The 14,685-nt window shown below is 44.4% G+C and carries 10 protein-coding genes; 5 read left to right on the forward strand and 5 right to left on the reverse strand.

Annotated features, from left to right (window positions below):
- Position 1 precedes the first annotated feature (1 nt).
- Positions 2–427, forward strand: coding sequence for a hypothetical protein (locus M1D71_RS21875; protein WP_458123656.1), 426 nt, complete (start codon positions 2–4; stop codon positions 425–427).
- A 244-nt stretch (positions 428–671) separates the two neighbouring features.
- Here the strand turns inward: M1D71_RS21875 and M1D71_RS21880 are convergent, their stop codons facing one another.
- Together M1D71_RS21880 and M1D71_RS21885 are read right to left on the reverse strand one after the other, a co-directional pair.
- A complete protein-coding gene (locus M1D71_RS21880; RefSeq protein ID WP_458123657.1) occupies positions 672–1,550 on the reverse strand; it encodes an amidohydrolase family protein in 879 nt (292 codons plus the stop codon).
- Entirely contained in the window at positions 1,537–4,707 is a 3,171-nt protein-coding gene (locus M1D71_RS21885; RefSeq protein ID WP_458123658.1) for a GNAT family N-acetyltransferase, read from the reverse strand. Before M1D71_RS21885 ends, M1D71_RS21880 begins: the two co-directional genes overlap by 14 nt.
- Positions 4,708–5,027: 320 nt before the next feature.
- On the opposite strand from M1D71_RS21885, the gene M1D71_RS21890 reads away from it, so the two are divergent.
- The 3 genes from M1D71_RS21890 to M1D71_RS21900 all read left to right on the forward strand — a co-directional run bounded on the left by M1D71_RS21890 (position 5,028) and on the right by M1D71_RS21900 (position 10,713).
- Positions 5,028–5,633: a DedA family protein gene (locus M1D71_RS21890; RefSeq protein ID WP_458123659.1), complete on the forward strand. Its 606-nt coding sequence runs from the start codon at positions 5,028–5,030 to the stop codon at positions 5,631–5,633.
- A gap of 734 nt (positions 5,634–6,367) precedes the next feature.
- The gene (locus tag M1D71_RS21895; protein ID WP_458123660.1) at positions 6,368–7,522 is read left to right on the forward strand and encodes a response regulator; all 1,155 of its coding nucleotides are present in this window, start codon (positions 6,368–6,370) and stop codon (positions 7,520–7,522) included.
- Between the two features lie 77 nt (positions 7,523–7,599).
- Positions 7,600–10,713: an ATP-binding protein gene (locus M1D71_RS21900; RefSeq protein WP_458123661.1), complete on the forward strand. Its 3,114-nt coding sequence runs from the start codon at positions 7,600–7,602 to the stop codon at positions 10,711–10,713.
- 433 nt (positions 10,714–11,146) lie between these two features.
- Here the strand turns inward: M1D71_RS21900 and M1D71_RS21905 are convergent, their stop codons facing one another.
- Together M1D71_RS21905 and M1D71_RS21910 are read right to left on the reverse strand one after the other, a co-directional pair.
- Complete coding sequence (locus M1D71_RS21905) at positions 11,147–12,790, reverse strand: SNF2-related protein (protein WP_458123662.1); 1,644 nt, start codon at positions 12,788–12,790, stop codon at positions 11,147–11,149.
- A 53-nt stretch (positions 12,791–12,843) separates the two neighbouring features.
- Positions 12,844–13,332 (reverse strand): DUF6022 family protein, encoded by a 489-nt coding sequence (locus M1D71_RS21910; RefSeq protein WP_458123663.1) that lies wholly within the window; start codon positions 13,330–13,332, stop codon positions 12,844–12,846.
- 150 nt (positions 13,333–13,482) lie between these two features.
- On the opposite strand from M1D71_RS21910, the gene M1D71_RS21915 reads away from it, so the two are divergent.
- Positions 13,483–14,184 carry a MerR family transcriptional regulator gene (locus M1D71_RS21915; RefSeq protein WP_458123664.1) on the forward strand — a complete coding sequence of 234 codons (702 nt, stop codon included), beginning with the start codon at positions 13,483–13,485 and terminating at the stop codon, positions 14,182–14,184.
- A gap of 123 nt (positions 14,185–14,307) precedes the next feature.
- On the opposite strand, the gene M1D71_RS21920 is transcribed toward M1D71_RS21915, so the two are convergent.
- A complete protein-coding gene (locus tag M1D71_RS21920) occupies positions 14,308–14,442 on the reverse strand; it encodes a hypothetical protein (protein ID WP_458123665.1) in 135 nt (44 codons plus the stop codon).
- Positions 14,443–14,685: the final 243 nt, after the last annotated feature.

Here is a 14,685-nt window from a genome sequence, read left to right on the forward strand (position 1 = left end):
TATGGTAAAAACAGCATTGCCCACGCTATTAAATGTCGTGCGCATTTTATTGAGTGTAAAACTGATCTACGTGATCGTGTCCTTTATCGTGTTCCTCATTGACTTCAACCAGAACATAGAAGCTTACCTTGCTTTCTCGCGTAAAGGTGATGATCTGGCTTACGCCTCTGGCGTAATCATAGGCAGAATGTTGTTTATGATTGGCCCAAGCCTGCTCGCTGTTATATTCATCACCAAGAGAAAGTTCAAGCTCACCGTGACGTTTCTGAGTCTGGCGTTACTCGTTGCCATTCCCAATGAAAGTAACCTGTTCACCCTGATTCATCTCTTCTCCCTGCTCATCGTGCTCTTGCATCGTCCAAGCAAGTTGTATCTGAAACGAAAGGATACCCGTGTCAATGAGTCAGTAGTTGAAGCAAAGGATTAACTCGAAAGGGGCCTGACAATGTTGTCAGGCTTTTTTCTGATATTGAGTATACCGTATAAGCTGGATCGTATTGTTTTCCGTTCTCATGCTGTACTTCATTTCGTTATACTCGTTGTAAAATACCTCGAACACGCATGCAAAAAAATACCCTACAGAGAGACTTATACGTGTCTGCTCCATAGGGTACATTTTGTGATATAAGCTTATATAATCACGAATTCCATGTTGAAATCATATCCCTCGCTTAACCCAGATCGGCAATACGCTGTCCAATACGTGGAAACAGCCCAAAGGCATTCTCGTAGAACACCTTATCATGATGCTGCTCCGGTACAAGCCGGCGGACGAATTCGGCATACAGATCGATGGGCGCAAGCGGCCAGTCAGTGCCAAACAGCATTTTCTCGTAATGATCCGAATAGACCAAGGCCCGGCGGAAATGATCCATGAACAGAGGCTCATTCATGAACCGTTCAAAATGAGGCCGATCCCCCACCACAAGACCAGACAAATCCGCGTACACGTTAGGATTCTTCGCCACCACTTCAGCTGCATCCATCACCCAGGGATCACCCAGATGACAGATCATGAAGTTCACACCGCGCTGCTGAAAGGCCAATTCATCCACCGTCAGCGGATGCGAATACTTGAGCAACCCGTTCATGGAGTACGTGTCTCCTGTATGAATCACGACAGGCAAGTTATACTTAGCTGCGAGTTCATAGACCGGGGTATAGATTTTGTCATACACATAGTGATGATAGTATCCGGCATAGAGTTTGATTCCGGCTACCTCAGGGGATTGCAGTCTTGCTTCAATCCGGTCAAGCTCGTCCTGAGCGTTTTTACCGTCTAGCGCATTGGGATTGATGCCCACGCATTCCATGAGGAATGATGGAACCTTATCTTCCAGGTCAAGTCCCATCGGGTTAGGGGAACTGGAATCCGGGAATGCTCCCTTCGTCTGCTCCGTAACCCCCATGCCGATACCCATAATGACGTCGTTCTTATCGAACTCCGCTTGAAGACCAGCGGCAGAGTAATCCACTTTCGATAGATCAATCGCTGTTCGATGGAAGCTGTCGATGTCCGACAGATGAATGTGAATATCAATGATCGGCATGTGAAGCCTCCTTTTCATCGGTAGAAGTTGCAAAATTCAGTTTTAGAAGGTCATGCACATCCGCTGAACTTAGCGGGATTGGTCCCAGAACCAGATATGTCGGCTCCGTCCAGACTGTTTCCCCGTGATGGAGTGTCAGATGATGACTCACGTTCAGACCGGTCACCTGATTGTTGGCAAAACCCCATGCACTCTGGTTCGGGTAACGATGGACCGCATGCAGCATATTCTCACGCGAAACCGATCCTACTCGCAAAAGGTCTTCAAGTGGCAGGCCTACATCCACCTTGCCCAGCGGGAATCGATCTTTACCCGGTTGCTCTATCCAACCTTCCGCAAAGATAGATGAAGGCTGGAGGAAACGTTCCTCCGCAAGCGAGTAATTCGTCAGCGTCAGGCCGCTTTCATTCATCACTTCAAGCAGGGTGCAGAGTACAGGAACACCTGGCAGCATCAGATAATGCTGGTGGATCGTAATTCCCCGATTCGCTTCATGCTTCTCAATCCGGGTGGTCAGTTTTACACCCTTCCAGACGTTACCGTATTGATCCTTCTGCTCTGTCCAGGAAGCGGCTCTCTGTTCCAACTGACGGCTGAAACCATTCATGCCCGGAATCCCCACACCCAGCCCGCCGTACCACGGATTCCACCACGAGCGTGGAGCCGGTTCAGGGTACGAGCTGTCCAGCCATTCTTCTCCTGCATAGTTCAGAGAGTGTACTACACTCCCGAATTCAGGAGCAACGGCGATCGACAATACTCCATTGTCTACGGTGTACAAAGGTCCAGATGAACCTTCTTCAAGTATTTGCTTAACCTCTGTTCCGCTCTGCGGGAACCAAAGGGCCGTTCGCTCCTGAATCCGATCTTCACCCCGGTATACCCCACGAACTTTCCAACCACTCACGTGTTGGTCATGCTGGTCCGCTTCGTCTGGTGAAAATATCAGCTTCGCGGAGTTAAGATTCTGCTCCGGATTGAATTCCTTAGCAATTGCCATAACCTCCGGTTCGGCACCCTGCTGTACGTACAGCTCTAGCTTGCCCGCAAGCGGAACCAGTTTGTGTTCAGTCAACGCAGCTTGTAGCACATCCGGGGCAAATGGATTCCCCTCACTCAGTGTCAGATCCAGATGACTGTCCAGCAACGGAATAATCGGGTTACGCTGTTTGCGAGCAAACGCACGGAAATCCGACCATTTGGCAAACGTGTTCAGAGCAAACACCGTTTCCTTGGTTCGTGCTACAGCGCCTGCCTCCAAACGTCCAAGCTCATGCTGCAACCCCAGCGTGTACTCTGGACGAATCAGCTTCAGGGAAGGGTCCCAATAGATGCCGCACGCGCCATACTCTTCCTTGCAAAACAGCCAGTTTTCCGTAATCTGCGCACTGTCCCAATGATTCGGATCACCTGCATAATCATCGCCCATATCCACAAAACGGTCTTGGTACGGGAGGATTAGCCCGCTTCCATAGAATCCGAAGTTATTCATCAGAAACAGGTCCTCTTCCCAGGCGGTGTCTCGTGTATTCTCAACCTCGTGGTGGAATTCAGCGATTCCATTCGCAGACAGCTTGACCACAGACTTGATCTGCAACCCAGGGAAATCCTCCGAGTCATACAGTGCCTCAAGAACCTGACGTGCCCCTTCGGGATAGATATTCACTTCTTTTGCTTGTTTCTTGGATAACTCTTCGGCAAACGGCTTACCCAGCTTCGGATAAGTCCACCAGAACGAATGACGGGAGCCCGGATATTCAATCCACATGTTATTTTCCTGTTTGCTCATATGGATGGAGAATGCGCCATTGACAGCCACCCATTGATCCTCAACCTGCCCGCCATATTTCCCTTCGATTCCCTTCATCAGTACAGAAAGTTTACTTGTAAAAGAGATCGCATGGTTCCCCACTGGGACTGCCTTCACTTCTACTTCTTGGGAATAGAGACCATACGAACGCAAAGTGAAAGGCACTGGCACTGACACTTTGCCTTTGGCAGGTACCGTAAAGCGCACCGAAGGCTCTGCCCATTCAAGGAATTCATCCTCAGGCAGGTCCAAGCTGAACTCCGTTTCTGCATCCACATTATTTTCCACGTTCAGAACCAATTCCGCCGGGATGCCGGGGTAAAGCTCTTTCACGGGCAATACAGTCTTAATCTTGGCTGGGAACTTCGGGGCGATACCCAACCTGAACTCCGCTTTCTTGCCGTTAATCAGCCATGTGCTGGCGACAACGGGATGGGTCTTATTGTTATTCTGTTCCTCTGTAATCGGATCAAGGTGAAACTCACCCTCCACGATGATGGTTTCTCCCGGAGCGACTGCTCGTGCAGTTTCCAGCGCAAATCGAATGTTTTTGTTATTCTGACCCTTGATCTCAACCGCCAGTTCAGACGCAGAAGTGTTCTTGATGCGATAGCGAACCTTATAGCTGGAACCGAATACCAGATCATGATCGTCGACTTCTGTGGAGATTTCGTAATCCGGTGTTTCGAGGGCAGTCAGCCCGCGACCCGACTTTTCAAATTCAGCCCGCAGGGAGACATCTCCCTTTTTCCACGTGTAGTCAAAGAAATCAAAACCGCGCTCCCGTCGGCCATCCGGCTCGGTGACGAGTTCCCGCGTACTGTCTGCATACCAATCCAGCTCCTCAAAATAAGGAGCGAGTGCTTCGGTCTGCAAGATGGTGGGGATGAAATTCATCAGATGCACATGTTCATCTTTTTTCTCCCAGAAGAATCCACATTTCTTGTACATCGGTACAGCCTTCGTATTCCCTGCCCATGTGAACAGATCCAGGCGTGGCCATCCAGCCTCCACAGTCTTGCGCACAGCATTCAGGATCAGATTGCGTCCGACCTTATACCCGTGATAGTCGGGGCGTACGTTAAGCAGCGGTACATATAGGGCTTTCTCGTCATAGCGGTAGTGGGCGAAACTGCAAAACCCAACCACCTCTTTCCCATGAACAGCTAGAAATGCATGAAGATTGGACGAATTCTCCATCTCCCGGCGAACCGTTTCCTCTGTTCTAAGGTTGGTGCCACCTCCCCAGCTTTCATTACTGCGGTTCCACATATCCGCGAGTGCGGCAGCGTAAGAGGGATCGTATTCAATAATATGAATTTGTTCGATAATCGAAGTTACGGCCATGTTCTGATCTCCTTCTCTTTATGTATAGGATGGTGAAGAAGCTAGTGATAGTCTTATCATACTATATTTGGAAACATTTTCAGAGAGTTATATCGGCTTTCCATTGTGAAAGGGGATAAGAGTGGTCAAGTTGCTTAAGAAGTAAGCGTCTGCTGATTCGTGTCGAACCGTGTCCAGACGTATGTAACACCTAACATATCCCGCCATGACGGGCTTAATGGATATCCATGTAAGCTTTGACAAGCTCTATTCGCTATTGTTACTCTTTGTACAGGAGTGTTTCTTTTATATAAAAATAGGTAGATTCTTGGAGGGAAAGCATGACTGAATGGATCACGCAATTTATACTCTTTTTTAAAGATTTATCGTACGCAGGTCTGGTCATTGCCTTGTCGTTTGAATTTGTACCCGCTGAACTTGTGCTGCCCATGGCGGGATACTGGGTGTATCTTGGGGATATGAAGCTATGGCTGGCAATTCTGGCTGGTACCGTAGGCGGAACGTTTGGACCTCTGACGTTATACGCCCTGGGACGATACGGCGGCAGACCAATGGTCGAAAAATACGGCAAGTATTTCTTGATTCGCCCCCACCATCTGGACGCTTCCGATAAGTTCTTCGAGAAATATGGCAGTGGGGTAGCTTTCTATGGACGTTTTGTTCCCGGCATTCGGACCGTGATCTCCATCCCTTGTGGTATGGCGAAGATGAATGTGTTTAAATTCAGTATCTTTACATTCTTGGCCATGCTTCCGATCACCTCATTGTACATCTACTTAGGCTTCAAATTGGGCTCTCAATGGGAGCATGTGGACGAGATTGTTAAACCTTATATCATTCCGGCAGCGGCGATCTTCTTAGGCGCTTTTGGATTGTATGTGCTTTTGAAACGTTGGAAAAGAAGAACGGCTTTGAACAAGTCATAGACTTGCTGAGGAAATGCAGACTGTATAGTAGAGTAGCTGATATATGATGAAAAAAATCCTTACTTTACATGGCCCATGGTTATGATTTGTTAAGATACTAGTAATAGATCATATACCGTACTAATCTACTCGTATATTCATATGCAAAGCCCCACCGATCACGACGATTAGTGGGGCTTTATCAGTTTATGGAATTTCAAACTAGTTACCCAAGTACATGGATGTCCTGTTTTTTTTGGTTCATGCACGCCGTGACTAAGAGAGGTCGCCGAGTTTGTTTTGGAAACGTTCCTTGTTGTAAAACGAAATATACTCCATAATTTAGGTCCTTGCTTGTTCCAGATTTTGAGGCTTCTCCAAATACAACTGTAGGTTGGTCCACATTTCAGTTTCTTCACTGTGTCCATAACGAGTTTTAAGTCATTTCGCTCGGAGAGTTCTCAGGCTACAATTCGTTGTTGTACAGATCCATCACAACCGATAGATAAGCAAAATCATGTCCAATCCGGACATAAGTAATATCCTTCACGAGCTTCGCACAGGAGCTATTACGCCCAACGCAGACGGGTTTCGCCTACCGTGAGATTCTTTTGAAATCATCTCTATTCATCATCTCTTTGTATAAGAATACGTATAGGTGACTACATATTTCGAGTTTTAATTCCATTTTTCAACATCCGTGATAAAATCAATATAGTAAACTAAACTCACTAGTTATATAAGGAGTATTCAAGATGAGAGCTATTATTATTGACGATGAACTTTTAGCTTTGTCTTATTTAGAGCATCATTTAATGAAGATGGATAACTTCAGTCTTGAAATTATCGGTAAGTTTACAAACCCCTATGACGCCATAGATATATCAAAACATACAAGGGTGGATATTGCGTTTATTGATATTGAATTACCCGAGATGAATGGTATTGAGTTAGCCGAAAAATTGCTGGAGCATGAACCTGGTTTGATCGTTGTATTTGTAACGGCCTATCAAGAATACGCTGTAAAAGCCTTCGAAGTGAACGCCATTGATTATCTTATAAAACCGGTCCGCTTTGATCGATTGTCCAAAACGATGAATCGGATAATCAGTAGTAATACCGTGAGCTTTAATCATGCTGATTCTCTAAAACCACTTAAGATGACGTTGTTCAAACAAGTCATGATTGAAGAGCCGCAAACATCTGGCCACTTCTCGTTAATCCAATGGAGAACCACCAGAGCGCAGGAACTTTTTTTGTATCTACTTCAGCACAGAGGGCAGCTAGTTCGCAAATCATTTATCGTGGACTCGCTATGGACTAATGTAGATGTAAATAAAGCATATTCACAACTTTACACAACGATTTACCATATTCGCAAAAGCCTCAACCCTTATGGAAAGAGGTTTCAGATCAAGAGTGCGAATGACGGTTACTTATTGGAGCTAGAGAATGTTATCCTGGATGTGGCAGAGTGGGACTCCTCTCCGGACGTTAAAGATATATCGGAAAACAACCTGGAGATCTACCTTAGGAAATTCAACAGTTATACAGGTGATTATCTGCAAGAATATGATTACTGGTGGGCAGAGGGAGAGCGGCAAAGGCTCAAACGATCATGGCTTAATACAGCACTATGTTTAGGACAGTGGTATGAAGATCAACAGAAACTTAGCGAAGCTTTGACAATATACTTACAGATAAACCGTCTCAATCCGGCCGAGGAAAAGTTTGCATTTGCTTTGATGAAGCTCTATGACAAGATAGATGAACCAAAAATGGCCCTTGAGTGTTATCAAGAACTCGTAGAAGTACTAGAAGAGGAGTACGATATGCCCCCAGGAGACGATATTCAACAATGGTTTAGGGGATGGGAAAGGAAACATAGCCGCTTAAAATCAGCATTTTAGGCAGATGTTGTTATCTTGTGCCAACTCCCTAGGAGAGTCAGTATTTTTTCCACTATACGTATGATAAAGGATTGTTAATGTTGCCATCATTCATTCAAATTAAGAAAAACATATTAAAACTCAGGCTGGCATGGCTTATTCTAATTTACTTAGCAGTTTTAATGGGAATGAGGCTTTTATGGTATACGGAGTACTCTTCTCCAAGTCAACCTCATGCAGTACAAGGGGAACTTGATTTATCAAGTTGGCAATTTGATGATAGACAGACGATCACACTGAACGGGCAATGGAACTTCTCCCCTGATATCTTCCTTTCTCCCCGTATATCCTTCAATGAAAGGCAGAGTATTGTAAATCCAACAAAGGTTCCCGGTACTTTTAATGATACGAGTCCAGAATCCAATTTCGGAACTTATCGACTTCGCGTAATTTTGCCTAAATCGAATACGTCCTATGGCATTCATATTCCTGAAATCAAGACTGCTTATCGCTTATATATTAACGGTAACCTGTTATACGAATCAGGCCACCCTGATGAAACTTCAATTGGAACGATCTCTAAGGTCGTACCGTATACAGGTAACTTTACAGTGGAGCAGTCAAACATTGATATTGTGATTCACGTCAGCAATTTTCACTATCATAACAAAGGTGGAATTATTCAATCCATCAAATTTGGAACTTCAGCTGCAGTCATGAAAGAAAAGTATAGTAGTGAGAACATGCAGCTGCTAGTTGGCATTATTCTGTTGCTTCACATGTTATATGTCGTTATCCTGCTTTTCGTCGGCCATCGAAAGAGAGAGCTTTTTTATTTTGCCGGAATTATTATATTTGCCTTGATTGTTACGTGGATGGACGATGACAGAATGCTGCTTCAATGGTTTCCTATAAACTTTGAATGGGCAATACGGATGAGAATCATTGGATATTCTGCCCTTTCATACTGTTTGGTGCTATGTACAAAGCATCTGCTGTCTATTAATAGTTTTAAGAAACTGATCATTATCTTCTCTATTTTCTTTTATTCTTATGCAGCTATTAACCTGTTCTCCCCCCTTGCTTGGCTAGATTACACATCTAAGATTCTTGGCATTTTTATGCTCTCAGCCATATTACTTGTCCCTATCATTTCTAGACAAGCTGTCAGGACAGGTCAAGAAGCAGCTATTTCAATATTACTTGCCGGAATTGCCGTTTCATTCAATATGGTATTCAGCGGATTTTTCAAAAATAGGTTTGATAATGATCTACCTTTCTACCCCATCGACCTTATTGTGGCTTTTGTTGTTTTTGCCTCTTTCTGGTTTGTACGCTTCACCAAAACGGCAATACGTGCTGAGAAACAAGCCGCAGAGCTCAAAAAGGTGGACAAGCAGAAAGATGAATTTCTTGCTAATACGTCACATGAACTTCGAAATCCGTTACACGCGATCATTAATATAGCTCAATCCATTATCATTCGAAGGAACAGTAAGATAGATACGATGGACCAAGAAGATTTAATGCTGATCACTAAAGTTGGACAACGTATGTCACATCTGCTCGATGACCTGATAGACATCACTCTTCTCAAAGACAGCCGGATCACGCTAAATATAGCGAGTGTTTCTTTATCTGCTGTGTCAGGGGGCATAATCCAGATGCTTAACTATATGACGGTGGATAAAAACGTGCAGCTGGTGAATGAAATTCCCGATTCACTGCCTAACGTGGCAGCAGATGAAAACCGCCTTATTCAAATTATATTTAATTTAGTGCATAATGCTCTGAAATATACTAGGGAAGGCCGTGTTTCCCTTCGTGCAGAAGTCCTGAATGAGACTGTTTATATCCATATTGCGGATACGGGTATCGGTATCAACGAGGAGATGAAGCATAGAATCTTCTTCCCCTATGAACAATCTGATTCGAGTATCACCTCTCAAGGTAGCGGTTTAGGTCTAGGGCTAAGTATATGCAAAAATTTAGTGGAACTTCATGGCGGAACATTGGAGCTGAGATCTGTCTTGGGAAAAGGGTCCACTTTCACTTTCAACCTTCCTCTGGCAGCAACAACAACATCATCTATAGAGGGTTTAAATAAGGGTGACGTCATAGAGGATCATCCCGTTCAGATACAACACACGATGAAAGGAAATAGTGAGGCAGCTGTTTCTTCAGAGAACGGATACAAGATGGAGAGTGTCACTGGGTCTATCCTTATTGTTGATGATGATGCCATCAATTTGAAGGTTATAAAGTCATTGCTGGAGCTGAGCAGTTATGACGTTACAACTGTGAACAGTGCTGAGAAGGCACTCAAACAAATTAGCCATAACCAATGGGATCTGGTTGTTGTAGATGTCATGATGCCCGAGATGTCCGGTTATGAGCTTACCCAGTTGATACGTAAGAAATTCACCATTTTCGAGCTACCCGTATTGCTGCTTACGGCAAGAATCCGACCTGAGGATATTCATACTGGATTTCTAGCAGGAGCTAATGATTACTTGGCAAAACCGGTTGAAGTGTTAGAGCTACAATCCAGAGTCCGTGCATTAATCCATTTCAAGCAATCCGTTGACGAGCAGCTGCGGATGGAAGCTGCCTGGCTCCAAGCTCAAATTCAGCCTCACTTTTTATTCAACACGATCAATTCTATCGCTTCACTCAGCCTCTTAGATCCAGATCGAATGATTGCCTTGCTCGTAGCATTTGGTGATTATCTGAAGGGAAGCTTTAATTCGAGAAATTTGGAGCGTCTAGTTCCCCTTTCCCATGAACTTGATTTGCTACGAACCTATTTATACATCGAAAAGGAACGGTTCGGAGAGCGTTTGGAAGTCGAATGGAACCTGCCCGATCATCTGGAGGCTAAACTTCCTCCACTCACGATACAGCCTATCGTTGAAAATGCAATCCGTCACGGAATATTGAACCGGGCAAGCGGAGGAAAACTAACCATAACAGCTATGAAAGAAGAAAACTGCATCAAATTCGTCATACACGATAATGGAGTCGGTATGGATGAGACCAAGCTTTCTTCCCTATTGGATGGCAAGAAAAAAGCTGGGACATCCGGGGTGGGAATAATTAATACGGATCGTCGTCTCAAAAAAATATATGGACAAGGCTTAGCGATTCAAAGTACACCTGGTGGGGGAACTACGGTATCCTTCATAGTACCGAACTCAGCACATATTAAATAAACTGAAAAAGCATTTGTAGATTTGGACATGCTTCCCAACATTTTTGGAAGGCTTATGTTGCTCATACGTCATGCTATGCTGATCCAGTTCATTAACGAACAAGTTTGTTTAGTTTTATCTGCTTAGGGCTAAACGAAAAAATAGAGCAGTTGACAACTTGCAAACTGCTCTATTTGATTTGAATATAATCAAAGAAGATGTTTTTAAACAATCACACCTAAGTTATTATCCTTATCTGCAAACCATAGCTCAACGAAATTAAGTCCGTCTTTAACTCCTGTAATTTCAAATTCCATTCCATCGACCTTTTCGTATCCAGGAGTAGGAAGCCATTCGGAGAAGAATCGTTATGGTAGGTCGTCTCCGTTAAATTGAAATATTTTTTCGATGCGATGCTGTGGAGCGACAAGGGTGTTCGTACAATTCAATTCCTTTATCGAATCTGATTGACAAGCGCTTGGGTCTTGTTTAGCTTTTGAATTGACTTAGTGTTCGATAGATCGTGAGGGTCGATTATTTTTTCTGATTGGGCCTGCTTCAAGCCTAATACGTCTAGCATGACCGGATCGGAACCTTCCTCTGAATTTAAGTATACTACTGTGATTTTTTCCTCTTGACCTTCCCTATTTAAACGACCAAGGATTTGTTCATGTACCTTAGGCGACCAATCCAACTCTCCGAACAATATAGTCGAGCAGCGATACTGCAAACCGTCCAACCCTGCACCGCTACGCAACGATAATATGAATACATTTGTCTCCCCTTGAACAAACCGCCTAACGGATTCGATCTTCTGAATATCTGACTCACTGCCCGTATACATAGCTGGCCGATAATCTGCCAATTCCTTAAGCCATATCTCATAAACATTGCGATGCCATCCAACAAGAAGCAGGGGGATGCCTGCTTCCAACAACTGTTTCGCATACTGCGCAACACCTGCAGCCTTAACCACACCAGTTGCCTGTCTCATCAAAAGGTCCAGCTCACGAGCTGCTAGACCACGTTCCAGGTATGTCCCTTGGGAAGCTTTTAAGGCAAGTTGTTTTGCTTGTGCTTTCACCGATTTTAACTTTGATAAATCGGGCTCGACCACCTCGACGATCTGGTTGACGGGGGGCAACTGTTGGCCAACTTCTCTTTTCGTCCGCCGGAGCATGACATTCTGATCGCGAAGGAAGCTGCCTAGTACAACCGGGTCATGAACTTTCCGATCATTACGGCACCATTCCCTAATAAACTCTGAATAGGTTCCCAATAGGTCGGGGTCGAGGAATTGTAAGACATTCCAAATCTCAGTACCGTAGTTGTAAATCGGTGTTGCCGAAAGACCCAACCGGAATTCTGCTGCATCGGACAAAATTTTCGCGGCCTCGCCTTTATTACTTGTAAGACCGGTTCGAAGTTCTTGGATTTCGTCATATATGACACATTGGAAGTAGCCGTCTGCAAAGAAGTTCTTCCAACCGGCAAGCTGGCTATACTTGAACAAATAAACATCTGCAACGGGAAGCGAATATGGTCGTGTTCTTTCAATTTTATGAACAATAAGCTCCGTAAAGGATTCAATCTTCTCTTTCCATTGGTCTTGGAGATGAGCCTGAACGACAACGGCAGCGGGATGTGTATCCGGTTCCAGCAGCATACCAGCCGCTGTGTACGTCTTTCCGAGGCCAAGATCATCACCGAGGAGCAGAGAACGGCGTTCCAAGCACAGATCGATAGCCTGTAATTGATAGTGGCGAATCTTTTGTCCAGGTTTGAGGCCTAGGCGTAAGATGGGGTCATAATCAGGAGTGAGTATCTGTTCCATGTACGCTTTCTTCTCAAAGAACTTATCGTGGCCACGCAATAACTTAGCCCTGTCTTCAGAAGTTATCTCCATCGGAAACCGCTGAGTAAACCAGACAAGATCCGTACATATATTCGATCTGTTCGAAAACAAAAATGTGCCCGCTTGTTTCATTGCAACGCGTGGAAACAGCTGCTTCAAGCGAATTACAACATGCGGGTGAACTTCGCTTAACTTCCACCTTCCGTTCACTAGCTCTAGTTTCCCATACATCGTTCCAATCAACCCCACCTTCCAATGAATCATTTTATGCTGGCACTGCGTTCGTCAATCTCGATCTATCCCTTAATGCGTCGGATTCCTTGCACGATCTGTTCTTTCTCAATTTCCCTCAACGAATAGAGTACAGGTGCTGTAGGAATCTCAAATTTCAGATGGGAATGAGGAATTTCCGTCAATAAAGTTCCAATAGGTTGTTGGCTTTTTTTACTACGTACAACATTCCAAAATAACCTGGACCTATTTTCCTCCGTTCCCCACTTTTCTAGCGAATTTCGAAATAGTAAACATTGGCCGATAACGAAATCATGATCATCGAGTGATTCCATTGCTTCAAAGCCGGCGTCCTCAAGGCCATCAAAAAAAAGAGGCATCAGCCTGTCTAAATACAGCCCATAGGCAGCATCCTCGATCTCATGAAAAGCGACCATTAGTTGATCGTGCATAGAGTCATACAAGGGCTTCCATGCCGATTCAATGTACCGATTGCCTACCTGGCTAATCTCCTCAATTGTCATCTCGTAATGGAATACTGGATTAAAGGTCATTTTTATTCCTCCTTGATTTGTATTGCCTTCATCATACAACATGTAAGCCAATTGGAAGGTTTTATAGGATAGTTCAAATAAAATCAACATAAGGATAGAGTTAACGTTACAATAGTTTCAATGTTCTTTTTATTAGAAAGGCGGGATAACATGGGAATGCGACCAAAAAAACTGGCGAATAAATTTATGATAAGCGCTAGCACGTTGCGAAACTACGAAGCGAAGGGGTTAATTCCTCCTGCTGAGCGTTCTGCCAATGGTTATCGCATGTATACGGAAAGGCATGAAGCCTATCTGGCATGTATTCAAGCCATGGCCCCTGCATTCGGGATGGACGTGACGACCGAGGTGCTACATGGTCTCCAAAGAAATGAGTTGGATGACGCATTGTGGGTCGTTAGGGAGAGGGAGGTCAAACTGCATCAGGAAAAAGCAAGTTTGGAACAACTGGTAGAGGAGTTGAATTCGTATGCCGACGAAGGTCAAGTTTTCGACTTGAACCAGCGCTTCCACATCCACGAGGTCTCTAGACGGACGGGGGTCCCTAAATCAGCGATTCGATACTGGGAGAAAAGTGGCCTGTTCACTACTGAACGTAACTCTGATAACGAATATCGTCTATATAATGAAGCACACTTGCTTAAAATTAAGATGATCCAGATATTGCAAAGTTCTGTTTATTCCGAGGAGACTGTACACTTAAAGCAATCAATTGCACTGTTAGAATTCCAAAACATTGAGCAGGTGATCAAGCTTGCAGAACAAATCCGAACTTACCTGAACAAAACGATTAATCTTCAGGTAAGAGGTCTCTACTTCCTACATCGATTGATACGATCACTAGACTTTTAAGATATAACCGAAGCTCATGGTTGCTTGGCCATTCTCTCCGCGGAAGTGCTCCGGAACGCCGACCAATCAACCAACGAATGCAGACGAATCGATCCAGGTGGACGGAAACTAATATCCAATCGATTAATCATATTTTTCAACCAATTCCAACTCTTGTTTTAACGGAGAAGGATACACTCCAAAAATATGCATGACTGCTTCTCCCTTTAACGGATCGATCGTGTTACCCGTTTCTATGGATAATTGCTCGGTGATCAATGAGACAACTCCTGGACCCGAATAACTGCCATGTCCGCCGAACGAACGGGAGCTTGGGGAGCCATTTCCATCTGTGTTTTTAATCGTTAAAGCATCTTTTACGTAGGTCCATTCCCATCGATAAGAACTTCCGTCTCCCAATGAGCTATCGTTGCTATAGCCGCTACACTCATTTTTTTGAAGTATCCATAATGCCTCCTATATATAATTCGCCAAAATATTCAGCTTGTTAAAGTAAATAAT

Source organism: Paenibacillus sp. Z3-2, from assembly GCF_054161325.1.